Raw genomic sequence first — 20,975 nt, 5'->3', positions numbered from 1 at the left:
CCTTCCTAATCCCGCGAGAGCGTTAGTTCGACTTCGCGGTCAGCCACACGGTCACAGCGACCAGGGCGCCAAGACCGAAGATCCAGATGAAGAGACCCTCCGAGACCGGGCCCAGCGAGCCGAGGTCGAAGCCACCGACCGACGGGTTCTCGTCGACGTAGCGGAGGTAGGAAATGATGTCGTTCTTCTCTTCGGGAGTGAGGTTCATGTCGCTGAACACCGGCATGTTCTGCGGGCCGGTCACCATCGCGCCGTACACGTGAACCGGGTCGATGTTCGCCAGGCCCGGCGCGTACTTGCCCTCGGTCAGCGCGCCACCGGCACCGGCCACGTTGTGGCACATGGCGCAGTTGATGCGGAACAGCTCGGCGCCGTTGGCCACGTCGCCGTCACCGGCGATGTACCGCTCGGCGGGCAGTGCCGGCCCGGGAGCGAGCGAGGCCACCCACGCGCCCATCTGGTCGATCTGCTCCTGGTCGAACTGCACCGGCTTCACCTCGGCCTGCGGGCCGGAAGCGGCCATCGGCATACGCCCGGTGCCGACCTGGAAGTCGACCGCCAAAGCGCCGACGCCGATCAGTGACGGGCCCGCCGCGGTGCCGTCGGCCAGAACGCCGTGGCAGCTCGCGCAGTTCGCGGCGAAGAGCTTGCCGCCCTCCTCGATCATCTCGGCGCTGTGCGTCGTCGTCGTTTCCGCGGTGGCGGTGGACGTTGCCAGCGCGTAGGCGCCGCCCGTCGCGAGCAACCCGACAATCAGCAACGCGGCGGTTGCCAGGGGGCTACGCCGACCGAAGCGTCGGGGGGAGGCGGGTGAGGTAATAGCCATGGTGCTGTGTGTCTCGATTCTCGGAGTCTGCTGTCGCGGTTACGAGCTGATTGGGCTACTGGAGGATGTAAATGACGAGGAAGAGGCCGATCCAGACGACATCAACGAAGTGCCAGTAGTACGACACGACGATCGCGCTGGTGGCGTCGCGGTGAGTGAAGTTCTTGACCGCGTACGCACGGCCGATAACAAGGAGGAAGGCGATCAAACCGCCGATGACGTGCAGACCGTGGAAGCCGGTCGTCAGGTAGAAGGCCGAGCCGAACGCATCGGAGTTCAGCCAGACGAACTCGCTCGTCAGGATCGCGTACTCGTAGATCTGACCGACGACGAAGATTGCACCCATCGCGTAGGTCACGAAGAACCACTCGATCATTCCCCACTCGGTGATCTTCCAGCTCTTGCGGCGCGGCTGCAGGCGCTCAGCCGCGAACACGCCGAACTGGCACGCCACCGACGATGCGACGAGGATCGAGGTGTTCACCGCGGCGAACGTCACATCGAACTTCTCGGTGCCCGCGGCCCAGAGCTCAGGTGAGGTGGAGCGCAGCGTGAAGTAGATGGCAAACAGTCCGGCAAAGAACATCACCTCGCTGCCCAGCCACACGATCGTGCCGACGGCCACGACATTGGGCCGGTTGATCGTGGGGGCATTGATGGATGCGGCAAGTGGGGTACTGGTCACCTGTTCATTATGACCGATGTTCCTGGGTCTTCATTGCGCTCGCCGCGCGTCTTTGCAGGTTTTCACTAGCATCGTCACATGTCTGTGACTCTGTCTTGGCCTGACCTGCTGACGCGGTTGATCGAGGGCAACGATCTAACGATCGCCGAGGCAACCTGGGCCATGGAGCAGGTGATGGCGGGCGAGGTCTCCGACGCGCAGCTGGCGGCGTTCTTGGTCGCGCTGCGGGTCAAGGGCGAAACGATCGACGAGATCGTCGGTTTTCGGGATGCGGCGCTCAGCCACGCGCATCCGGTGGCGATTGATCCGATGGCGCTCGACATTGTGGGAACCGGCGGAGACCCGTACGGCGCGGTCGTCAACGTGTCATCGATTGCCTCAATCGTGGTGGCCGCGGCCGGTGTGCCCGTGGCGAAGCACGGCAACCGCGGGGCGAGTTCGAAGTCGGGCGCGTCGGACGTGCTGCAGGAGCTCGGCATCAATCTCGCTCTCGACCCGCACGACGTCGCTGACGTGCTGCGTGAGGTTGGCGTGACGTATCTGAACGCGCAGGTCTTTCACCCCGGGTTCCGCCACGCGGGGCCCGCACGTCGTGAGATCGGCGTGTCGACCGTCTTCAACATTCTGGGTCCGCTCGTGAACCCCGCTCGGCCCGAGGCGTCCGCCGTGGGCGTCGCGTACCTCGACCGGGTGCCTCTCATGGTGGGCGTTTTCCGCACTCGTGGGGCCACGGCACTCGTCTACCGCGGCGACGACGGCATCGACAAGCTGAGCGTCAGCGGCCACTCCCACATGTGGGAGGTATCGCGGGGTTCGGTGACTGAGCACGACATCGACCCGCGCGAATTGGGCCTGTCAACCCACCCCGTCGAGGCGGTGCTGGGCGGCGAACCCGCACACAACGCGGCCATCGCGCGGCGCGTGCTGGACGGCGAGGCCGGGGCCGTGCGCGACATCGTGCTGCTCAACGCCGCAGCGGGACTGGTGTCTTTCGCGCTGGCGAACGACCCCACCGGCATCTCGCGACCCATCACTGAGCGTCTGATCGAGCAGTTGGATGCCGCGCGCGCGGCCATTGACTCGGGCGCGGCTTCCCGCAAGCTCGACGAGTGGGCCGCGGCAACGCAGCGCTGAGCCCGAGCCGTCGGGCACGAGCAACGGCTACGTGGCCGATGCCAGGTACGTGTCGAGCAACTCCCGTTCTTCGGCGCGGGTGAGTCCGGAACGCCGGGCTCGGTCGAACCCTCGCCGACGCTCGTCCTCCAGCACATCGTGGAGTATCGCGAGGAGCGAGCGTTCGGTTCCGCCCGTTGCGACATAGCGGTCGCGGGAGCGGTTCGCGAAGCCGGGCATCCCGTCGGGCAGCCACAGAGGGAGCGAGCGCGGCCCCGCCCAGTACTGCACCTGCTGCTCGACCAACCACTCCGAAGGGGCGTCGACGCGCTGGCCCGTGAATCCAGCGATGCGCGCGGCCTCGTCGAGAACGGTCCCCAACGCTACGCTCGAACCGACGGCGTTGAGGGCGCCAACAGGCGCCGATACGGCGGTGCGCGCAATCCACTCGGCCAGATCGCGCACGTCAATCACCTGGACACGACCATCAGCCGCAGCGGGGGCGAGCACCGGGCCTGAGCCCGCGAGCGCGAAGCGGCCGGGCCAGTAACCACCGCGATCGCTGGGGTCACCGGGGCCGACAATCAGCCCCGGCCGAACCACGGTGAGGCGGTCGTGCACCCGCTCGACCGCCGCTGCCTCGATCGCCGCCTTGTCTGCCGCGTAGTCGCCCACCGGCCCACCGTCGACGAGCGCCGCCGTCTCGTCGTCACCCGCAGTGTCGTTGCTCGCGTACACCGACACCGTCGACACGGTGAGCCAATGACCCGCGTGGCCAGCGAGGGCCTCAAGCGCGCGCACCCCGTGATGGCGGTTCGACGTCAGGTCGACGATCGCGTCCCAGTCGCGGAGCACCGCATCGTAGGCGTCGTCGGCGTCACGGTCTCGAGGGATTAGTCGCGCATCACCGGGCAGAGTGGATGAGCCGCGCGCGAGGCAGATGACATCCGCGCCCGTCGTGAGCAACGCATCCACGAGCCGACTGCCCAACCAGCCGGTGCCCCCCAGAACGAGAACGGCGGTCATGACCGCACCCCGGCCGGTTCTGCCAGCGCGCCAGGCCCATCCAACACCTCGAAAACAAGCTGCGTTTCGGTGTGCACCACGCCCGGATGCTGGGTGATGTGCTCGAGGACAAGATCGCGCAGCGCCTCCGCGGTCGCGACGGCGACGTGCAGCAGGTAGTCGTCGGCCCCGGCGACGTGGAAGATGCGTATCACGCCGGGGATGCGCGTCAGGCGTTCGTGAAACGCCAGCACGCCGTCTCGGTCGTGGCTGCCCAGACGAACCTTGATCACGGCTTGCATCGGCCGCCCCGCCGCCGCGGGGTCGACCTCGGCGCGGAAGCCGCGAATTACGCCGCGGTCGCGGAGAGAGCGCAGGCGCTGCGTGCAGGTGGATTCCGCGATGCCCGCCGCCTTCGCGAGCGCAGCATTGGTGAGGCGCGCGTTGCGTTCGAGCGCGAGGAGAAGACGTCGGTCGATGCCGTCGAGGGCGTCGCGCGGATCGTGCGGCAGGGAAGGGACAACCATGGGCCCAGTGTGCAGATTCCGCGGTGAATTGTCCACGTCATGCGATTGCTGCGGTGATTATTGAACACGGCCGCACACTGCGCCACACTCGCACCATGCTGCCCGACACCGTTGTCGCCCCCGCCTCGCTCGATACTCGCGCCGTACACGCCGGACGTCAGGATCTGACCGAGCTGGGCGTACACGCTCCGCCCCTGGATCTATCGTCGACGAACCCTCTTCCCGACATCGATGCGGGCGGCGAATCGTACGAGTCGATGGCGACGGGTGGGCACCCGACCGAGGGCGGCGCCGTGTACGCACGCCTCTGGAATCCGACGGTGGCGCGCCTCGAACGTGCGCTGGCCGAACTGGAGGGGACGGACGAGGCGGTCGCCTTCGCCTCCGGGATGGCAGCCTTCTCGGCCGCGGTGACGGCCGCGGCGAACCGCGGAGTCGGCCGTCACGTCGTCGCGGTTCGGCCGCTCTACGGCGGGACGGATCACCTGCTCGCGTCCGGGATGCTCGGCGTTGAGACGACCTTTTGCGCGCCAGACAGCGTCGCCGACTGCGTTCGCCCCGACACCTGTCTCGTTGTGATGGAAACCCCCGCGAACCCCACGCTCGAGCTGGTCGACATCGCAGCCGTCGTGTCTGCGGCGGGGGAGCGCCCCGTGCTGGTCGACAACACCTTCGCAACCCCCGTGCTGCAGAACCCGGCGGCACACGGCGCAGCCATCGTGTTACATAGCGCGACGAAGTACTTGGGCGGCCACGGCGACGTCGTCGGTGGCGCCCTCGCCGTCAGCGCCGAGTGGGCGACGGCGATTCGCCCGGTCCGGGCAATCACCGGCGGCATCTTGCACCCCCTAGCGGCCTATCTGCTGCACCGGGGGTTGCCGACACTCCCTCTGCGCATCCGCGCGCAACAGGCGACGGCGGCGCAGCTCGCGGCGCGCCTCGTCGAGCACCCGGCCGTCACGCGGGTCTATTACCCCTCGGTCGAGAGTGGCGACCCGCAGGGTTTGCTGGGCCGTCAGCTCCGCGGTCCGGGCGCGATGCTCAGCATTGAGCTCGCCGGCGGGTACGCCGCCGCCCAGCGGGTGACGAGCAACAGGCGCTGGTTCACCCACGCCGTCTCGCTCGGCGGGGTCGACTCGCTGATCCAGCACCCCGCGTCGCTCACGCATCGACCGGTCGCGCCCGAGGCTCGGCCCGGTGCCGGAATCGTGCGCTTGTCCATCGGGCTGGAAGGTATCGACGACCTCTGGAGCGATCTGGAGGATGGCCTCCGCTGACCCAACCGCCGCTCAGTCAGCGACCGTCGACGTACAGCCACGCGCCATCCACGCGCTCAAGAGTGCTGTGCTCATCGAGCTGACCGGGGCCGTCGGGGGAGCGGTAGTGGGCCGAAAATAGAACCGAGCCCCGCGCATCCAATGGGCCGCCCTCACTTGTGGCGTGAATATCGAGGCGGTACCAGCGCAGCTCATCGTCGAGTTTGAGAGTCGACGGCCGCGTGCTCGGGTGCCACGTGGCCAATAGATAGGCCGCGTCGCCGACCGCAAACGCGCTGAAGCGTGACCTCATCAACGTACGCGGAAGGAGTGTTCCAGCGTGCCGTGCTAGCGTCGCAGCCGTTGACACGGGGTGCCCGAATACAGGGCTGAGATCACACCCGTCGAACCTGATCTAGGTCGTTCTAGCGAAGGGATGTCTCATCGTGAGCGCTCGCCTGCCGTCTCTGCCCGCCCTCTCTCCGGACGCAGCGCTCGCTGCTCTGCGCCAACGACAACCGCTGGTGCAGTGCATCACGAACGCGGTCGTCACCAACTTCACGGCGAATGCGCTCTTGGCGCTGGGGGCGTCACCCGCGATGTGTGACATTCCCGGCGAGGCGCAGGTGTTCGCGTCTGTCGCCGACGGCGTGCTCGTCAACCTCGGCACTCCGACACGTGAGCAACGCGATGCGGCCCGTGAAGCGGTGCAGAGTGGAACCCCCTGGGTTCTCGACCCCGTTGCGGTGGGCGCTCTCCCCGTGCGCACGGCCCTTGCCCACGAGCTTGTGCTGGCGCACCCGGCGATCATCCGCGGAAACCCCTCCGAGATTCGTGCGCTCGCGGGCGACGGCTCAGGGGGTCGGGGGGTCGACTCCATCGACGGGCCCGACGCCGCCCGTGCTGCGGCGCGCGAGCTGGCTCGTTCGTGCGGCGCGGTGGTCGCGGTGTCCGGCGAGATCGATCTCATTACGGACGGACAGCGCGAGACTCGGGTCGCCGGCGGAAGCGCGCTGCTCACCCGGGTGACGGGTGGCGGCTGCTCGCTCGGCGCGACCATGGCGGCGTTTCTCGGGGTGACCGACGCGTATTCGGCGGCCGTGGCTGGCTCTGCGATTCACGCCGCCGCGTCGGAAGTCGCTGCGTCGTCAAGCGCCGGTCCCGGAACGTTCGCCGTTGCGTTTCTGGACGCGCTCGCCGTGGTCGATGGCGCCGCTCTCGTACGCCAGGGGCGCCTGAGCAGTGACGGCGGTTGGGGGGCCACACCGTGACGGCGCGCCGCGATCTGTCTCTGCACCTGGTGACCGACGAGGCGCTGACTGACCACACCCTCGCGAGCGTCGTTAATGCGGCCATCCGCGGCGGCGTGACCGTTGTTCAGTTGCGGGCGAAAACAGCGACGGCACGCGAGTTGATGCAACGCACGATGCTGCTCGCTTCGGTTATCGACCGCCGCGCCGCATTCGTGGTCAATGACCGTGTCGACGTCGTGCTCGCCGCACGCGACCGCGGCGCTCGCGTTGACGGCGTGCACCTCGGTCAGAGTGACCTCCCCGTTGATACGGCGCGGCGCCTGCTGGGGCCCGAATCGCTGGTGGGCCTCACCGCCAACACCCCCTCACACCTGGAAGCGGTCGCAGCGCTCCCGGCCGGCACCGTGGACTACCTCGGCGTGGGTGTCATCCGTCCGACAACGACCAAGCCTGACCACCCCACACCCCTGGGCATTAAGGGTTTCGCGGTGCGTGCGCGCAGTACTCCCCTTCCCTGTATCGCGATTGGGGGCGTGACCGCGAACGATGTCCGCGCTCTTCGTGACGCGGGAGCCGCGGGAATCGCTGTCGTCTCGGCCATTTGCGCGGCACACGATCCCGAGGCCGCGGCACGGTCGTTCACCGCGGGGGCCGTCGCATGAGCACAGCAAACCGGCCACCGCGCGTGCTCGCGATCGCGGGGTCAGACCCGAGTGGGGGAGCCGGCATTCAAGCCGACCTGAAGTCGATCGCAGCATTTCAGGGATACGGCATGGCGGCGATCACCACCCTGACCGCGCAGAACACGCACGGGGTGACAGCTGTGCACGCGCCGCCGGCCGACTTCTTGACGGCGCAGCTCACCGCGCTCGACGCCGACATCACGATCGACGCCGTGAAAATTGGGATGCTGCACTCGGTTGACATCATCATGGCTGTTGAAGCGTGGCTGGCGCGCGTCGCACCGCCGGTGGTCGTTCTGGACCCGGTTATGGTGGCGACGAGCGGAGACCGACTGCTCGACGCGAGCGCCGAAGATGCCCTCGTGCACCTCGCACAGCGCGCTCACCTCGTGACGCCGAACCTCGATGAGCTCGCGGTGATGGTGCGGGAGCCGGTCGCGACGACGTGGTCAACAGCGCGTGAACAGGGCCGACGGTTGGCCGAGCTGCTCGACACCACGATTCTCGTCAAGGGCGGGCACCTGGTCGGGGCGGCCGCTCCCGACGCGATCGTGACCCCGCACGCGGTGATCGATGTGCCCGGTCAGCGCGTCACCACGCGCAATACCCACGGCACGGGATGCTCGTTGTCGTCGGCGATCGCGACGCTGCGCGCGTCGGGCCTGAGCTGGCCAGATGCACTGGCCGAGGTCAAGGCGTGGATGGCCGATGCGCTTACCGCGTCATCGCTCTTGCAGGTCGGCTCCGGCCACGGCCCGATTGACCATGCGCACCGCATGCGCAGCACAGGGGAGTGGGCGCGCGGGGCGTGGGTCGACTGCGCGTCACTGGTCACGCGTATCACTGAGCTTCCGTTTGTCTCAGGCCTCGGCACGGGAAGCCTCGACGGCGACGCTTTTCGGCGCTACCTCGCGCAAGACGTCCACTACCTCGAGGGGTATGCCGAGGTGCTCGCCGCGATCGCCGAGAGCGCACCCGATCCGACGACGCGCGCATTTTGGCTGGCGAGCTGCGAGGCAGCACAGGCCGAGATCAACCGGCTTCACGCCCAGGTGCTCGGCGATGCAGACGAAACACCCGCCGCAGTCACGGTGGAGTACCTGTCACACCTCCGCAGAGCGGTCGAATCGGGTTCGTACGCTCGTGCTGTCAGCGCGGTCTTGCCGTGTTACACGCTCTACAGCGACCTGGGCGTGCGCTGGCGTGCGGTCTCGCGGGACAACCACCCGTACGCGAGCTGGCTCGACCTGTACGGTGAGGCAGCGTTTGTGCGGACGGCCGCTCAGGCTGAACGGCTCGCGAGCGTCGCGGCAGACAGTGTTGACCGCGCTGAACGCCTGCTGATGAGCGCCGCGTATCGGACCTCGATGCACTTCGAGTGGCGATTCTTCGCCGAGACACCCCTCATGCCGGCTTAGCTGGGTCTACCACCGGGGTGTCACGCAGCCCGCCGCGTTGGGCGAGCGCGCCGGCGGTCACGACGAGTGTGATGCCGGCCACCTGCAGGGGGCCGGGTGCCTGCGCGAGCACGAGCATGCCGATCACCAGCCCGATGGCTGGCTCAACGGCCATGAGGGTACCGAACGCGGTCATGGTCATGCGCCGCAGCGCGACCATTTCCAGGGCGAAGGGCAACACCGGCACGAGCAGCGCGAGCCCCACGCCGATCAGTACGTGCTGAATCGTGAGAGCGCCGATCGCCTGCGGAACTCCGATGACCGCCGCGGTGATCGCGGCGATGGGGATGGTGATCGACAGGGCTCGGATACCGGTGAAGCGGTCGCCCACCTTCTGCGTCAAGAGGATGTACAGGGCCCAGCCGGTGCCAGCCAGGGCCGCGAACAGGACTCCGAGCGGGTCGATCGTGCCTCGCCACGGCTCGGTCATGAGCACCACCCCGACGAGCGCGAGCGCCGGCCAGGCGAGCGCCCGGGCGCTGGGCCGACGGAAGGCCGCCACCGCGAGCGGGCCGAGGAACTCGATGGCGACGGCGACCCCGAGGGGAATGCGCGCGAGCGCGGCGAGGAAGAAGACCGTCATGAGCCCGGTCGCCACCCCGAGGCCGAGCAGGGGGAGCACATCGCTGCGGCGGATCTCGCGGAGAGGCGGGCGTGCGATCGCGACAAGGATGATCGCGCCGAGCGTGAGTCGCAGCCACGCGGTGCCGGCCGCGCCGAGGTCAGGGATCAGCAGGCCGGCCGACAGCGCCGAACCCAGTTGGATCATGAGCATCGCGGCGACGGCGAGGCTCCACGGGGGAGTGGCGGCGGTCGCCCGCGCCGCTCCGCGCTCAAGCACGCTCACGGCGCCGGCTCGAATACGGTCAAAGTGAACGTGACGGGCTCATCACCCGCGGCACGGTAGGCGTGGGGTCGGTCTCCCGGGAAGCTCGCCGCGTCTCCGACGCCCAGCACCTGTGTGTCGCCGTCGACAACGAGCGCGAGCGCGCCCGACACGACATGCACGAGTTCGCGTGCGCCGGCGGGGTGGGCGTCGCTCTCGCGCGACTCGCCGGGGCGCATCGTCCACGTCCAGAGTTCCAGCACGTCCGGAGTTTTTGCGCTGGCAACCAGTGCAGCGGTGCCTCCTGCCTCGCCCCGCCACAACACCGGTGCGGTCCCGCTCAAGGTCACCGTGACGTCGCCGGTGCGCGGCGGCTCGACGAGTTCGGGCAAGCCCAGACCGAGCGCCTGCGCGAGCCGCAGCAGTGTGGCGACGCTGGGGTTGGCGGATCCCTGCTCGACGTTGACGAGCATCCGTCTCGACAGGCTCGCCGATTCGGCGAGCTGATCGAGCGTCAGCGATCGACGGATGCGCGCATCGCGAACGCGCGCACCGATCGCCGCCGACAGGGCATCGGGCTCAGGGACTGGCACAGACATAAGTGCATCATAATGCACTGCGCGTGCATCATCTGCGTACGGTCACTCGGCGACGTCGAGGCGGTGGTAGCCGTACAGATCGTCGATCGGCCCGTTGACCCAGAGTTCGCCGCCGTCGGGAGACGGCACCAGCACCGTGCGGTTGTAGGCCTCGTCAACGACCGTCGCCGAGCGACCCCGGTCGCGCAGCTGTGCGGCGAGGCGGTCGGGCTGCGCGACCTCGAGGCTCAGCTCGATGCCGGGGGAGTCGCCCTCGTGGAGCGCAGCCCGCCCACCCGCATCGGCGGAGAAGTCGAGCCAGGTGCCGGCGTCGGACGCCAGGCGGGGCTGTAGGCCGAGCGCCGTCAGAAGTGCTCGGCCCTCAGGCGCGGAGCGCCGATACCAAATGGGCTGAACGACGACGCTGCCGCCGGTCTTGACCGCGCCGGGCAGAACACTCACGCGAACGCCGTTGTCGGCGTGCACGCGGGCCAGGGGAGTGGCGCCGTCGTCGAGAATCTCGCGGTCGACGGTGATGCCGAGCGATTCGATCCCCGCGATCGTTTCATCCAGATCGTCGACGAGCGTCTGCAGCTCGACCTGGCCGTCGAGCGGGTCTCCCGCTGGCACGGCGTGCACGGCGATCAGGCCGGACGAGGCAAAGACCGTCCAGTCGGCGCCGTCCGACTCGTGCTGAGTGAAGCCGAGGTCGCGCAGGAGCGCGTGCCACTCGGCGGCTCGGGATGTATAGACAAGCGATCGGATCGTGATCATCGCTCTTCCTCCAAGTACTGGGTCATGACCTTCTCGACGAGGGCCGAGAGCGACAGCCCCTCATCGATAGCGCGGTGCTTGATGGCGCGGACGAGGTCGGCGGGCAGGTAGACGTTGAACTGCGCTTTGGCGGAGCGTTCGTCATTTGCTTGCATGCTAGCAATATAGAATCGGCGCGCGATCTCGTCAAGGTCGTATGCTCGCCGGCATGTACTTCCTGCTCGGCGTGATCGACAGTGTGAGCGGATCGGCGACAGCGAGCGAGGGCGAGGCGATCGACGCGTTCAACGACGAACTAAAGGCGAGAGGGCACTGGGTGATCGCCGGCGGCATTGCTTCGCCAGATCAGAGCGTGATGATCGATGCCCGCGGCGCCGACGCGGTGACGACCCAGGGGCCCGTGTCAGAGGCGGCTGAGTTCGTCTCCGGATTCTGGATCATCGACGCGCCCCACGCAGACGCAGCCCAGCACGTGGCCATCGCCGCATCCCGGGCCTGCAACCGGTGCATCGAACTGCGACCGTTGCTCGGCCTCGCGCCCTAAGCGCCGCGCCGCGCGGGGAGGGGCGACAGCACGGCTCTCCGCGTCCGTCGCGTTTTACTGGTGAAACCCGTTATCCGTTTTCACACCGAAGGGTTGGCTGGCGCAGGTCAAGTGGCGGGTCTAAGCTTGGCGAGGCTTTGCAGCCCTAAGCCACGAAAGTGAGGTGAGCGTCAACATGCCCAGTGACAGTAGTAGTCATAGATCGAGCACCGCGCTCACCGCTCGTGGCGTTCTGCGTTTCCTCTGAATCGTTGCGTCGCAGGTGTTGCCGTGCGGGTTCGCGCGCTGTCACACACTCCCGGCTCCGCCCATGCAGTTCCCTGCATATTGGGCTGCCGCACATCAGCGCCTGCCATGCGCAGGCTTTAGAGAGGACTTCTGTAATGACCCTTCTTGCCCGGAAGTCGCAGACACACCAAAACGGTCGGACGAAGCGGCCGAATCTGGAACGTCAGGCGATCTTCTTCACGGTCAGCCTGTACTTGTTCATCGCCGTGTCCCTGCTCGTCGTGCATTACGTCGTGCCCGAGCCGCCGGCCGGAACCGACGGGACTTCGTCGAACTCTCCGTTCAACCCCTGACTCAGCCACCGGCATCCAGAACCCACAAACCGCTAAGGACACATCATGAACGACAACATCCTCAACCCGGCACCGCCCGGTTCCTTCTTCGACCCCGAGGCGCTGCGCACCGTGTGGACCCAGGTCGACGCCGACGACGAAGATGCCCTCGCGGACCTCAGCTTCAATCGGGGCGTCGACTTCGCAGTCGCTGGCAACCGGGTGTGGGAAACCGACACTTACGTCTACTTGCCGATCGTTGTCGATTCCAAAGACGGCGAGGTGATCCAACGCCAGGAGCTGACCTTCGCGCTCTCCCACGATCACCTGGTGACGTTGCAGCCCAAGATCCCGTTCGAGATCTTCGACAAGGGCATCGCGCGGATGCGTCGCACTCCGATGCTGGCGCAGAGCCCGCAAGGGGTGATGTATGCGTTGCTCTATGCCGTCAACGAATCCGCCGAACGAGTGGTCGACTTTGCCAGCGCGGCGCTTGAAGACATGACCGACGAGATCACTCAAGCCACCAACGGGTACGACGTCCGGGGCCGCGATATCGGAGTGTCCGACATGCGAGAGACCATGGCGCGGATGAACGAGGCCGAAGAGATCGTCTCGCGAATCCAGGAAGCCCAGCTCGAGCTTGCCCGAGCCGCCCGACACCTACTCAGTGAAACATCCGACGCACCCCTGGTCCTTCTGATCGAGACCCTCGCCGCGGACATCAACGGCGTCAAGGAGCATGCCAGCTTCGAGCACGACAAGGTTCGCTACCTGCAGCAGGCGATCATGACCTCTCTGGACATCAAGCAGAACCAGATCGTCAAGGTCTTCACCATCATCACCGCTGTGTTCCTGCCACCGACCCTGATCGCGACCTTCTACGGCATGAACTTCACCCACATGCCTGAACTTGCCTTCGAGCACGGATTCCTGCTCACAACCCTGCTCACCCTCGTCGCGGCCGTTATCCCCCTCTGGTACATCAAACGCAAAGGCTGGCTCCGCTGAGGCGTTGACGGCGGTTCGCTAGCCTTGTCAAACCACGCGCAACGGGATTGGGTAAGCGGATGAACCCGGAAGGCGACGACAAGCAGGCGCGTGCCTCGGCGACGAACGAACGGTTCAAAGGCCATCCGCCTCCGGGCGAGCCGCCTGTGTTCGAGAAGGTGTCGGATCGGGATCTGATCACTCTTGCGGACGTGCTTTGTCGATCGATGGAGTTCCACTCGATGCTGGTCGCGTGGAAGATTATCAATGAAGTGACGGCGCGTGACCTTTGGCCGGCGGTCAGGGAGCGTCGAGCCCAGGCGATCCGTCGGTCGAACGCTGACCTGGGCCTCGACGAGTCACTCCAAGTCGCCGAACACGACCTTGAGCGATTCCGGAACGAGCATTTCCCCGTAGAGCCTGAACGGTTCGACAGTGACCCCGTCGAGGCTCAAGGACTTTGGAACCGATACATCCAGTTCTGAACGCCTCGAGAGATCGGGCTTCTCCGGGTGGGCCGCTATACCGACGTCGAGGAGGATGCGCGACGAAGGTCTAGGTAGTCCGACATCGGCGCGCCGGCGCGGGCGGCATGCAAGGTGATGATCTTGCCGGTGTAACCGAGAAGGTCGATGAGCGAGCGGGCATCGATTTGCTGGGTGAGGTTCTGCAGGGTGGCGTTCCGCGCACGCTGCGGGTCGATCCCGAGCAGTTTGAGACGTTGGCTCAGCGTGCCCTCATGCAGGTGATGTCCAGCCCGGAAGCCGGGGAAGATCCAGTCGGTTCCGGTGTTTCCGGTCTGCTGATTCGAGGGGTGGGCGAAGTAGCTTCCGAAGGTTTGCGCGAGTTCGTCCGGCACGAGAGTGGGAGTCTGCCCGAGCTGAAGGTATAAGCCGTCGACGCGGCGGAGAATGTCACTCTGGCGCAACATCACGATCCGGTTCAGGGGCTGGGCCCAGAGCAAGAAGATCAGCCCAGCGATTCGGGTGGAGATTGTCACCTGCTCCATGTCCAGGCAGTTTCGTATCATCTCGAGTCGCTGCTCCTGGGTTGAATCGCCCCGGGTCTCGTGGAGGGTCTGATTCCCCGAGAGGATGAGACCCATGCCAGCACCGAGGAAGTATCCGCCGGAGCTTCGTGAGCGTGCGATGCGGCTTGTTGCCGAGGCCAGAAGGGAAGATCCGGAGTTGTCGCTGAACGCGGCGGTGGTCCGGATCGGGCAACGTGTCGGGGTCAACGCCGACACGTTGCGCGGCTGGTGCAAGCAGGCCGCGATCGACGCGGGCGAACGCCCCGGGACGACCACGAACGATGCCGCTCGGATCAAACAGCTCGAGGCGGAGAACCGGGAACTGAAGCGCGCGAACGAGATCCTCTTGGCGGCTTCCTCGTTCTTCGCGCGGGAGCTCGACCCGCGACTGCCGTGGTAGTTCAGTTCATCGACGATCATCGTGACCGGTTCGGGGTCGAGCCGATCTGCCGGGTGCTCACCGAGCACGCCGTGCCGATCGCCCCGTCCGGCTACTACGCGTTCAAGACCCGCCCCGCATCCGCGAGGGCGGTTGCCGACGCGGAGCTGGTCGTGCAGATCGAGCGGGTGTTCTGGGATCAGAAGCTCGGTCGAGGCATCAGCGGCGTCCGGAAGATCTGGCGCCTGCTGCGCCGGGAAGGCATCGTCGTGGCCCGTTGCACGGTCGAGCGACTCATGCGGCAGCAGGGGCTGCGTGGGATCCGCCGCGGCAAGCAGTTCGTGACTACCCGGCCCGACTCATCGTCGACGCGGCCGCCGGATCACGTGCAACGCTGCTTCCGCGCGGACCGGCCGAACGAGCTCTGGGTTGTCGACTTCACCTACGTTCCGACGTGGTCGGGGATGGCATTCACCGCATTCGTCACCGATGTCTACTCGCGCCGGATCGTGGGGTGGCGGACGATGGACAGAATGCCCACAGAGTTGCCGCTGGACGCGCTGGAGATGGCTCTGTGGGTCCGAGATCGCGCCGGTGAAGACGTCACAGGGGTCATTCAACATTCCGATGCCGGAGCTCAATACACCGCGATTCGCTACGCGGAGCGGCTCGCGGACGTCGGCGCGATCGCGTCGATCGGGACCGTCGGCGATTCGTATGACAATGCTCTGGCGGAGACGGTCGTGGGCTTCTATAAGACCGAGTGCGTAAAGATCGACGGCCCGTTCCGCACCGCCGACGAGCTCGAGCTCGCCACGCTCTCCTGGGTGCACTGGTTCAACGAGAACCGGCTGCACTCATCGATCGGATACCTCACACCGATCGAGAAGGAGAACGAGTACTACCGTGAGATCAACCCCCAGCGTCAGCCGGCGTTGGGAGAACTCGCCCTCCACTAAACCCGGGGCGATTCACCGATCTGCTCGGTGAGCCCGTCGGGGACTTTCATGATGCCGAGGCTGGTGAGGTTGCCGTCCTGCGGCAGGAACGGGATCACCTCGTCGAGGACGATGGTGCCGTCGGGGTCGCGGACGGTGATCTGGGGAGCGTAGCCGTTGCCGAGGAGGTAGAGCTCCGTGCCGGCTATCGACAACGGCTCGTTCACCCGCACGACCGCCGACGTCGCGGCGTCCGCGTTCGGTTCGAGGACGTCGACGGTGGCGATGTAGTCGGTGATGAAGCCGAGGTTGCGCGGGTCGTCCTCGACGTACTTGACGGTGAAGTCGCGGAGGGTAACCGAGAACGGAGGGAGGTTCTCGTCGGAGAACCAGGCCCCGCTGGTGAAGGTGTCGTAGACGGCGCGGGCGTTGACGAAGCCCTCACCCTCGACGACCACGCGCTGACCCTGATAGCGGAACGCGCCGCCGACCCCGACGGCGATCAGCACGCCCACGAGCGCGATATGGAAGAGAAGGTTGCCGGTCTCGCGCAAGTAGCCGCGCTCGGCGGCCACCGACACCCGATCGCCGCCGTCGGGGTAAGTGGTCACGCGGTAGCCGACGCGGCGGAGCAGGGTTCGGGCGTCGTGGGCCAGTTCCGCAGGGGATCGCCGTTCGTCGTCAAAGGTGACGGTGTGGTGCGCAGGGAGACGGCTCAAGCGGCCGGGGGTGCGCGGCGGCGCTTGCAGCATCGCGGTCGCGTGATGGCGGGTGCGGGGGATTACGCAGCCGATCAGGGAGACGAACAGGAGCAGGTAGATGGCCGAGAACCAGGGCGAGCTGTAGACACTGAACAGCCCGAGCGCATCGACAGTCGGTGCCCATTCGGGATTGTTGTCGAAGTATTGGACAACTCCGTTGGGGTCCGAGCTGCGCTGCGGGAACAGCGAGCCGGGAACGGCCGCGATCGCCAGAAGAAGCAGCAAGAGCAGGGCGGTGCGCATGCTGGTGAGCTGACGCCATGCCCACCGGGCCCACCCGACACCGCTGAGGCGCGGCAACGTCGGGTCGCCGCGTCGTCCGTGGTCCACATAGTCGTCCGGCCGTGCCCCGAACTCGTCGACGGCGGGGGTCTGCTTCGGCGCGGGTGTCATACTCAGATCACCGTCGTGAAGGAGCCGATGAGGCCCTGGACTTCACGGATCAGGGCACCCCAGATGCCGGTGACCATGAGCACGCCGAGCACGATCAGGATGCCGCCGCCGAGAAGGTTGACCAGGCGGATGTGCCGCCGCAGCACGGCCAGCGCGCGAGTGGCCCAGCTCACGCCGAGGGCGGCGAGCAGGAACGGGATGCCGATTCCCAGGCAGTAGGCCAGGCCGAGGACGGCACCGCGCCACGGGGTGCCGCCGGTGAGGCTGAGAGCGACGACGGCGCTGAGGGTGGGGCCGATGCACGGCGTCCAGCCCAGACCGAACACCACACCCAGCAGCGGCGCGCCGGCGAGGCCCGTCGCAGGCGTCCAGGACGGTTTGATCGTGCGCTGCAGGGCGGCGAACGCGCCGACCATGACCAGCCCCATCACGATCACCAGCACGCCCAGGATGCGGACAAGGAGATCCTGCCACCGGACCAGCCAGGAGCCGAGCGCGCCGAACGCGGTGCCATAGGCGATGAACACGGCGGAGAAGCCGATAATGAACAGCACCGTCCCGATCACAACCCGGCGTCGGCCCTGGCGCGTCTCCGGGTCCGCGAGACCGGAGACGTAGCCGAGGAAGCCCGGGACGAGCGGCAGCACGCACGGGGACAGGAACGACACGATCCCTGCGACCATCGCCAACGGGATGGCCACCAGCAATGCGCCGGAGAACACGGTCTGGGCGAAGAACTCGCCGATACCCCCCATCAGCCGCCACCATCGTCCGACGGTTCGGCAAGGGCCGCCTCGATCAGCGTCTCGAGGACACCCTTGTCGATCAGCCCGACGATGCGGGACGCAGGTCGTCCCTGTCGGTCGAACACCACCGTCGTGGGCACGGCGGTGGGCGAGGCCAGGCCGGTGAACGCGAGTGTGACCGATCCGTCGGTGTCGATCAACGACGGATAGGTGATCCCGAAGGATGTCGCGAACGTCTGGGCGGTGGCCTTGCCATCGCGGACGTTCACCCCGAGGAACTGCACGCCGTCAGCGCCGAATTGCTGCCACAGCTCCTCGAGCCACGGCGCTTCCACCCGACAGGGCGGGCAGGCGGCGTACCAGAAGTTCACCACGAGCACCTGGCCCCGATACTGCTCCGCGGTGACTGTCTCCTCGGTGTCGGTCGGCCCGGTGAACACGATCGGCTCACCGCGGTCTTCTATCGTGAACTCGCTCACGGTGCCGTCGCCCGACACGTAGCTGCCTCCCGGTTCGAGGTCATCGCCGGGCGGGGAGCAGCCGGTCACCAGCACCAGCATGGCTGTAGCGATGACGACGGCCGCCACGCGGACGGTCAGACCGGTGCGGGTCACGGTCGCCTGCCGATCAGTTGGGCGATTCGGGCCGCATCGCGGCCCACTCCGCTGAGTAGGGCTGAGCCGCGCGTGTGCATCCAGGGGAGGCCGAGGACGTACAGGCCCGGGACCGGGGTTGATCCTCGGGTCTGTACGATGTCGCCGCTAGGGTTTCGGGCTTGATCGGGGAGCCAGTCGAATCCCGGCAGGTACCCGGTCGCCCAGATCACGGACTGGGCGTCGAGGCTCGTGCCGTCCTCGAAATGGAAAGTCGACTCGGCCGCGTCGACGAGTCGCGGCACGATGCGCACGCCGAGGGTGCGCAACTCCTCGAGGCTCTCGCCGATCACGACCTCCTGGCGGGACAGGAGTCGACCGATGGGGGAGCGGGCCGGAATCCGCAGGACCCCGGTCGCGGTCATCCAGGTGAAGATGTCGATTCCGAGGAGTCGCTGTGGCAGCTCGCGTTGAGGGGTGCCGGCGGCGAGGGTTACCTGGTGGGAGCTCGCGAGCTCGCGAGCGAGCTGGCGGCCGGTGTTGCCGGCCCCGACGATCAGCACCGATCCGTCGGGGAGTTGCTTGGGATGCGTGTAGCTGTCGCTGTGCAGGTTCTTTCCGGGCACTCGAACCCGGCCGGCGAACTCGGGGAACCGCGGCTCCGCGAACGGGCCGGTCGCTGCCACGACGTTGCGGGTCTCGACGTCGCCGACGTTCGTGATCAGGGTCAGCCCGTGCCCGTGTGGGTCGACCCGAACGCCGTGCACGCGGGAGCCCCTCATCGGGAGCAGGCCGAGCTGGTTGGCGTAGTCGTCCAGGTAGACGGCTACTTCGTCGGTTCTCGGGTATCGAGATCGGGAACCGGGGAAAGGGATGCCGGGCAGGGATGAGTGCCTGGCGGGGGTGAACAGCCGGAGCGAGTGCCATCGTCGAATCCATGCACGGTCGCTTGCGGCACCGGCGTCGAGGATTATGAAGTCGACCTGTGGCTTCAGCCCGGTGCGGGCCAAGGCGTGCCCCATCGCCAAGCCGGCCTGACCGGCGCCCACCACGATCACCCGCTTCAGCCGGAGGTCCTCCAGCGGCGACGTCAACGGTCGAGTTCCGCTTCGATCGCCTCTCGAAGGTCCCCGAAAGCGGTCAACTGCACCATCCGATCGTTGACGAAGAAGGTTGGGGTGGAGGCGACGCCGAGCGCAACGCCGTCATCGAAATCCGACTCGACTCGCTCGAGGGTCGCCGGGTCGGCCACCGCGGCGTCGTACTCGGCCAGGTCCAGACCGAGCTCTTCGGCGAACTGACGGAACAGCGGCGCCCGCGATTCCTGTGCTTCGCCCCATTCCGCTTGCGTCTCGAACATCCGCGTGTACATCGCCTCGAGCTGGCCCTGCTGTGCGGCGGCCTCGACGGCGATCGCGGCATTCTTCGAGTTGAAGTGGCCGGGCAGAGGGAAGTAGCGGATCGCGAACGTGATCTGACCGGAGAACTCCTCGCGCAGATCCTCCACCACCGGGTAGAAAGCACCGCAAGCCTCGCACTCGAAGTCGAGGAACTCCACCACGGTGACCGCGCCCTCGCCGGCGTCGTCCAGGATGTGGCTGTCGTCGCGGATGGCGGACGCCAGTCCGGGCTCAGGACCGCCCTCGGCTTCGGGGCTGGGCGGTTGGGCTTGCAGGATCGCGACGACGATGAACGCGATCACGATGAGGACTATCGCGCCGGAGAATCCGATGGCGACTTTGACGTTGGTGTTCATTTCGGGCTCTCTCCAAGACTCATGGGGACACATCAGGTCGAGCGCGCCGGCAGGCGGTCGTGGCGCGCAGAGGACGACGGCACGAGCAAATGGGCGCACAGCAGCGCCGCGGGCTTCAGTACCGGTTCGTGTCTACGTGCGACTGATGGAGAGAGCGACCAGGCTGGGCCGAGAGATAGTAGTGAGCGTCGTCGAGGCCGCTCCGAGGATGACGGTGCGAAGTTGTTGCGCGACGGTGCTCAGTCGCCTGAACAGGTCAGCCCGCCAAGCGCGAGAGGCGAGGAGGGCCAGGCCCAGCGCGCAGCAGGCGATCAGCACGATGCAGCCCGCGGCCAGCCCCACAGCGAGGTGTTCCCCGGCAATGTCCGGCGCGGCGCCGCCGGCAGCGAGCGGCTGGTGGGCCGTCTCGAACTCAGCCACGATCGCGTGGCCGGCCTCGCCCTGGGCAGTCTGGGCGTGATGCGCGGCCAGCACCCCGAGAAGGACCATCATGAGCGCCAGGATGATGGTCACGAGCCGCATCATCGCCGCAGGCCCCGGCGGGGCCTCGAGGCGAAGGGCAACAGGCACGCTCATCTCGCCAATATTACTTGCCCGCGACCCGGCCGAGGCCCAGCCCTGCGCGGGCGACATCCAGTGCGACTCCGTAGGGTCGAGGTAGGAACCTGGATGACCGCCGACCGAAGGAGAAACATGGAGCCGACGCCCCAGGATGCCGCCGATCGCCGGCAGCTGCGATCTCTCGCGGCAGTCCTGCTCGTGACCGGCGCGATCGGCTTGTTCGGGTCCGTGGTCCTGCTCATCGAGCGTGTTCGCAGCCTGCAGAACCCCGGCGTGGCGCTGAGCTGCGACATCAGTCCGTTCGTGTCCTGCGGTGCTTTGTTCGACCGGTGGCAGGCTTCGCTGCTCGGCTTCCCCAACCCGATCCTCGGAGTCGCTGGCTTCGTCGCACCGATCGCCGTCGCCGCCGGCCTGCTCGCGGGTGCGCGGTTCGGCTCCTGGTACTGGCGGCTGTTCACTCTCGGCGTGTTCGCCGCATGGCTCCTCGTGACCTGGCTTTACACGCAGAGCGTCTACGTCATCGGCGTGCTCTGCCCGTACTGCATGCTCGTCTGGGCCGCCACTATTCCGATGTGGTGGTACCTCCTGGCCTGGGGCCTCAAGCACGGCACCCTCTTCGGGGACCGCACCCGCCGGCTCGGGCAGCAGCTGAGCCCATTCGCATGGGTGGCGGTGCTGGCCAACTACGCGGTGATCGTGCTCACGATCCTCGTGCAGTTCCCTTCCATCTTCGGGCTGTAG

27 protein-coding genes, 1 riboswitch and 1 other annotated feature are annotated in these 20,975 nt (G+C 67.1%); of the genes, 11 read left to right on the top strand and 16 right to left on the bottom strand.

All coding sequences use genetic code 11. From position 1 onward, the window contains the following. Window positions 1-22: 22 nt before the first annotated feature. Window positions 23-826, bottom strand: a complete 804-nt coding sequence (gene qcrC / locus EV141_RS00835) for a cytochrome bc1 complex diheme cytochrome c subunit (RefSeq protein ID WP_130484088.1) — start codon at window positions 824-826, stop codon at window positions 23-25. Window positions 827-881: 55 nt separating this feature from the next. Next, a complete protein-coding gene (gene ctaE / locus EV141_RS00830) occupies window positions 882-1,511 on the bottom strand; it encodes an aa3-type cytochrome oxidase subunit III (RefSeq protein ID WP_130484087.1) in 630 nt (209 codons plus the stop codon). A gap of 78 nt (window positions 1,512-1,589) precedes the next feature. Between ctaE and trpD the strand changes: the two genes are divergently transcribed. After that, entirely contained in the window at window positions 1,590-2,645 is a 1,056-nt protein-coding gene (trpD, locus tag EV141_RS00825; RefSeq protein ID WP_130484086.1) for an anthranilate phosphoribosyltransferase, read from the top strand. A gap of 27 nt (window positions 2,646-2,672) precedes the next feature. On the opposite strand, the gene EV141_RS00820 is transcribed toward trpD, so the two are convergent. Then, window positions 2,673-3,650: an NAD-dependent epimerase/dehydratase family protein gene (locus tag EV141_RS00820; protein ID WP_130484085.1), complete on the bottom strand. Its 978-nt coding sequence runs from the start codon at window positions 3,648-3,650 to the stop codon at window positions 2,673-2,675. Continuing rightward, window positions 3,647-4,156 carry an Lrp/AsnC family transcriptional regulator gene (locus EV141_RS00815; RefSeq protein WP_130484084.1) on the bottom strand — a complete coding sequence of 170 codons (510 nt, stop codon included), beginning with the start codon at window positions 4,154-4,156 and terminating at the stop codon, window positions 3,647-3,649. Before EV141_RS00815 ends, EV141_RS00820 begins: the two co-directional genes overlap by 4 nt. A 95-nt stretch (window positions 4,157-4,251) precedes the next feature. On the opposite strand from EV141_RS00815, the gene EV141_RS00810 reads away from it, so the two are divergent. Further along, complete coding sequence (locus EV141_RS00810) at window positions 4,252-5,433, top strand: trans-sulfuration enzyme family protein (protein ID WP_130484083.1); 1,182 nt, start codon at window positions 4,252-4,254, stop codon at window positions 5,431-5,433. A gap of 16 nt (window positions 5,434-5,449) precedes the next feature. On the opposite strand, the gene EV141_RS00805 is transcribed toward EV141_RS00810, so the two are convergent. After that, complete coding sequence (locus EV141_RS00805) at window positions 5,450-5,725, bottom strand: YchJ family protein (protein ID WP_157985472.1); 276 nt, start codon at window positions 5,723-5,725, stop codon at window positions 5,450-5,452. A 46-nt stretch (window positions 5,726-5,771) separates the two neighbouring features. Continuing rightward, a riboswitch (TPP riboswitch) is annotated at window positions 5,772-5,866 on the top strand. Here EV141_RS00805 and thiM point away from each other — a divergent pair. From thiM to thiD, 3 genes are all read left to right on the top strand, one after another. Next, window positions 5,859-6,683, top strand: a complete 825-nt coding sequence (gene thiM, locus EV141_RS00800; protein WP_241968921.1) for a hydroxyethylthiazole kinase — start codon at window positions 5,859-5,861, stop codon at window positions 6,681-6,683. Its footprint overlaps the riboswitch before it by 8 nt. Further along, window positions 6,680-7,327: a thiamine phosphate synthase gene (gene thiE, locus EV141_RS00795; RefSeq protein WP_130484082.1), complete on the top strand. Its 648-nt coding sequence runs from the start codon at window positions 6,680-6,682 to the stop codon at window positions 7,325-7,327. Before thiM ends, thiE begins: the two co-directional genes overlap by 4 nt. After that, window positions 7,324-8,766: a bifunctional hydroxymethylpyrimidine kinase/phosphomethylpyrimidine kinase gene (thiD, locus tag EV141_RS00790; protein WP_130484081.1), complete on the top strand. Its 1,443-nt coding sequence runs from the start codon at window positions 7,324-7,326 to the stop codon at window positions 8,764-8,766. Before thiE ends, thiD begins: the two co-directional genes overlap by 4 nt. On the opposite strand, the gene EV141_RS00785 is transcribed toward thiD, so the two are convergent. The 4 genes from EV141_RS00785 to EV141_RS00770 all read right to left on the bottom strand — a co-directional run bounded on the left by EV141_RS00785 (window position 8,753) and on the right by EV141_RS00770 (window position 11,138). After that, complete coding sequence (locus EV141_RS00785; RefSeq protein WP_130484817.1) at window positions 8,753-9,580, bottom strand: EamA family transporter; 828 nt, start codon at window positions 9,578-9,580, stop codon at window positions 8,753-8,755. The two genes, thiD and EV141_RS00785, sit on opposite strands and share 14 nt — an antisense overlap. A gap of 68 nt (window positions 9,581-9,648) precedes the next feature. Beyond that, complete coding sequence (locus EV141_RS00780) at window positions 9,649-10,230, bottom strand: helix-turn-helix domain-containing protein (RefSeq protein ID WP_130484080.1); 582 nt, start codon at window positions 10,228-10,230, stop codon at window positions 9,649-9,651. A 42-nt stretch (window positions 10,231-10,272) separates the two neighbouring features. Next, a complete protein-coding gene (locus EV141_RS00775) occupies window positions 10,273-10,983 on the bottom strand; it encodes a VOC family protein (RefSeq protein WP_130484079.1) in 711 nt (236 codons plus the stop codon). Further along, the gene (locus EV141_RS00770) at window positions 10,980-11,138 is read right to left on the bottom strand and encodes a ribbon-helix-helix domain-containing protein (RefSeq protein WP_130484078.1); all 159 of its coding nucleotides are present in this window, start codon (window positions 11,136-11,138) and stop codon (window positions 10,980-10,982) included. The genes EV141_RS00775 and EV141_RS00770 overlap by 4 nt, the downstream gene beginning before the upstream one ends. Before the next feature lie 53 nt (window positions 11,139-11,191). Here EV141_RS00770 and EV141_RS00765 point away from each other — a divergent pair, with 53 nt between their 5' ends. The 4 genes from EV141_RS00765 (at window position 11,192) to EV141_RS00750 (ending at window position 13,562) form a co-directional block, all read left to right on the top strand. Then, a complete protein-coding gene (locus EV141_RS00765) occupies window positions 11,192-11,527 on the top strand; it encodes a YciI family protein (protein ID WP_130484077.1) in 336 nt (111 codons plus the stop codon). 383 nt (window positions 11,528-11,910) lie between these two features. After that, entirely contained in the window at window positions 11,911-12,108 is a 198-nt protein-coding gene (locus EV141_RS00760) for a hypothetical protein (RefSeq protein ID WP_130484076.1), read from the top strand. A gap of 45 nt (window positions 12,109-12,153) precedes the next feature. Further along, window positions 12,154-13,098, top strand: coding sequence for a CorA family divalent cation transporter (locus EV141_RS00755; protein ID WP_130484075.1), 945 nt, complete (start codon window positions 12,154-12,156; stop codon window positions 13,096-13,098). Between the two features lie 59 nt (window positions 13,099-13,157). Beyond that, the gene (locus EV141_RS00750; RefSeq protein WP_130484074.1) at window positions 13,158-13,562 is read left to right on the top strand and encodes a hypothetical protein; all 405 of its coding nucleotides are present in this window, start codon (window positions 13,158-13,160) and stop codon (window positions 13,560-13,562) included. 35 nt (window positions 13,563-13,597) lie between these two features. Here EV141_RS00750 and EV141_RS00745 read toward each other — a convergent pair whose 3' ends face one another. After that, window positions 13,598-14,182, bottom strand: coding sequence for a hypothetical protein (locus tag EV141_RS00745; RefSeq protein ID WP_130484073.1), 585 nt, complete (start codon window positions 14,180-14,182; stop codon window positions 13,598-13,600). On the opposite strand from EV141_RS00745, the gene EV141_RS00740 reads away from it, so the two are divergent. After that, a protein-coding gene (locus EV141_RS00740; protein WP_241968920.1) for an IS3 family transposase occupies window positions 14,181-15,445 on the top strand; the annotation gives its coding sequence in 2 pieces (ribosomal slippage) (window positions 14,181-14,472 and window positions 14,472-15,445; 1,266 coding nt in all). The genes EV141_RS00745 and EV141_RS00740 overlap by 2 nt on opposite strands. Beyond that, window positions 14,465-14,593 (top strand) — a sequence feature (AL1L pseudoknot). Its footprint overlaps the gene before it by 129 nt. Here EV141_RS00740 and resB read toward each other — a convergent pair. The 6 genes from resB to EV141_RS00710 form a co-directional block, all read right to left on the bottom strand. Beyond that, window positions 15,442-16,578: a cytochrome c biogenesis protein ResB gene (gene resB, locus EV141_RS00735; RefSeq protein WP_130484072.1), complete on the bottom strand. Its 1,137-nt coding sequence runs from the start codon at window positions 16,576-16,578 to the stop codon at window positions 15,442-15,444. The genes EV141_RS00740 and resB overlap by 4 nt on opposite strands. 2 nt (window positions 16,579-16,580) lie before the next feature. Continuing rightward, window positions 16,581-17,333, bottom strand: coding sequence for a cytochrome c biogenesis CcdA family protein (locus tag EV141_RS00730; protein ID WP_130484071.1), 753 nt, complete (start codon window positions 17,331-17,333; stop codon window positions 16,581-16,583). Next, window positions 17,333-17,938 (bottom strand): TlpA family protein disulfide reductase, encoded by a 606-nt coding sequence (locus EV141_RS00725; RefSeq protein WP_130484070.1) that lies wholly within the window; start codon window positions 17,936-17,938, stop codon window positions 17,333-17,335. Before EV141_RS00725 ends, EV141_RS00730 begins: the two co-directional genes overlap by 1 nt. Next, a complete protein-coding gene (locus tag EV141_RS00720) occupies window positions 17,935-19,011 on the bottom strand; it encodes a flavin-containing monooxygenase (RefSeq protein ID WP_130484069.1) in 1,077 nt (358 codons plus the stop codon). Before EV141_RS00720 ends, EV141_RS00725 begins: the two co-directional genes overlap by 4 nt. Next, window positions 19,008-19,673 (bottom strand): DsbA family protein, encoded by a 666-nt coding sequence (locus EV141_RS00715; protein WP_130484068.1) that lies wholly within the window; start codon window positions 19,671-19,673, stop codon window positions 19,008-19,010. The genes EV141_RS00720 and EV141_RS00715 overlap by 4 nt, the downstream gene beginning before the upstream one ends. Window positions 19,674-19,805: 132 nt before the next feature. Beyond that, a complete protein-coding gene (locus EV141_RS00710; protein WP_130484067.1) occupies window positions 19,806-20,186 on the bottom strand; it encodes a hypothetical protein in 381 nt (126 codons plus the stop codon). A 156-nt stretch (window positions 20,187-20,342) separates the two neighbouring features. Between EV141_RS00710 and EV141_RS00705 the strand changes: the two genes are divergently transcribed. After that, window positions 20,343-20,975, top strand: a complete 633-nt coding sequence (locus tag EV141_RS00705; protein ID WP_241968919.1) for a vitamin K epoxide reductase family protein — start codon at window positions 20,343-20,345, stop codon at window positions 20,973-20,975.

This window comes from Microcella putealis (assembly GCF_004216575.1).
GTDB lineage: Bacteria > Actinomycetota > Actinomycetes > Actinomycetales > Microbacteriaceae > Microcella > Microcella putealis.
Note: the sequence above shows the minus strand (reverse complement) of the source record. Positions and strands in the feature narration are given on the sequence as shown.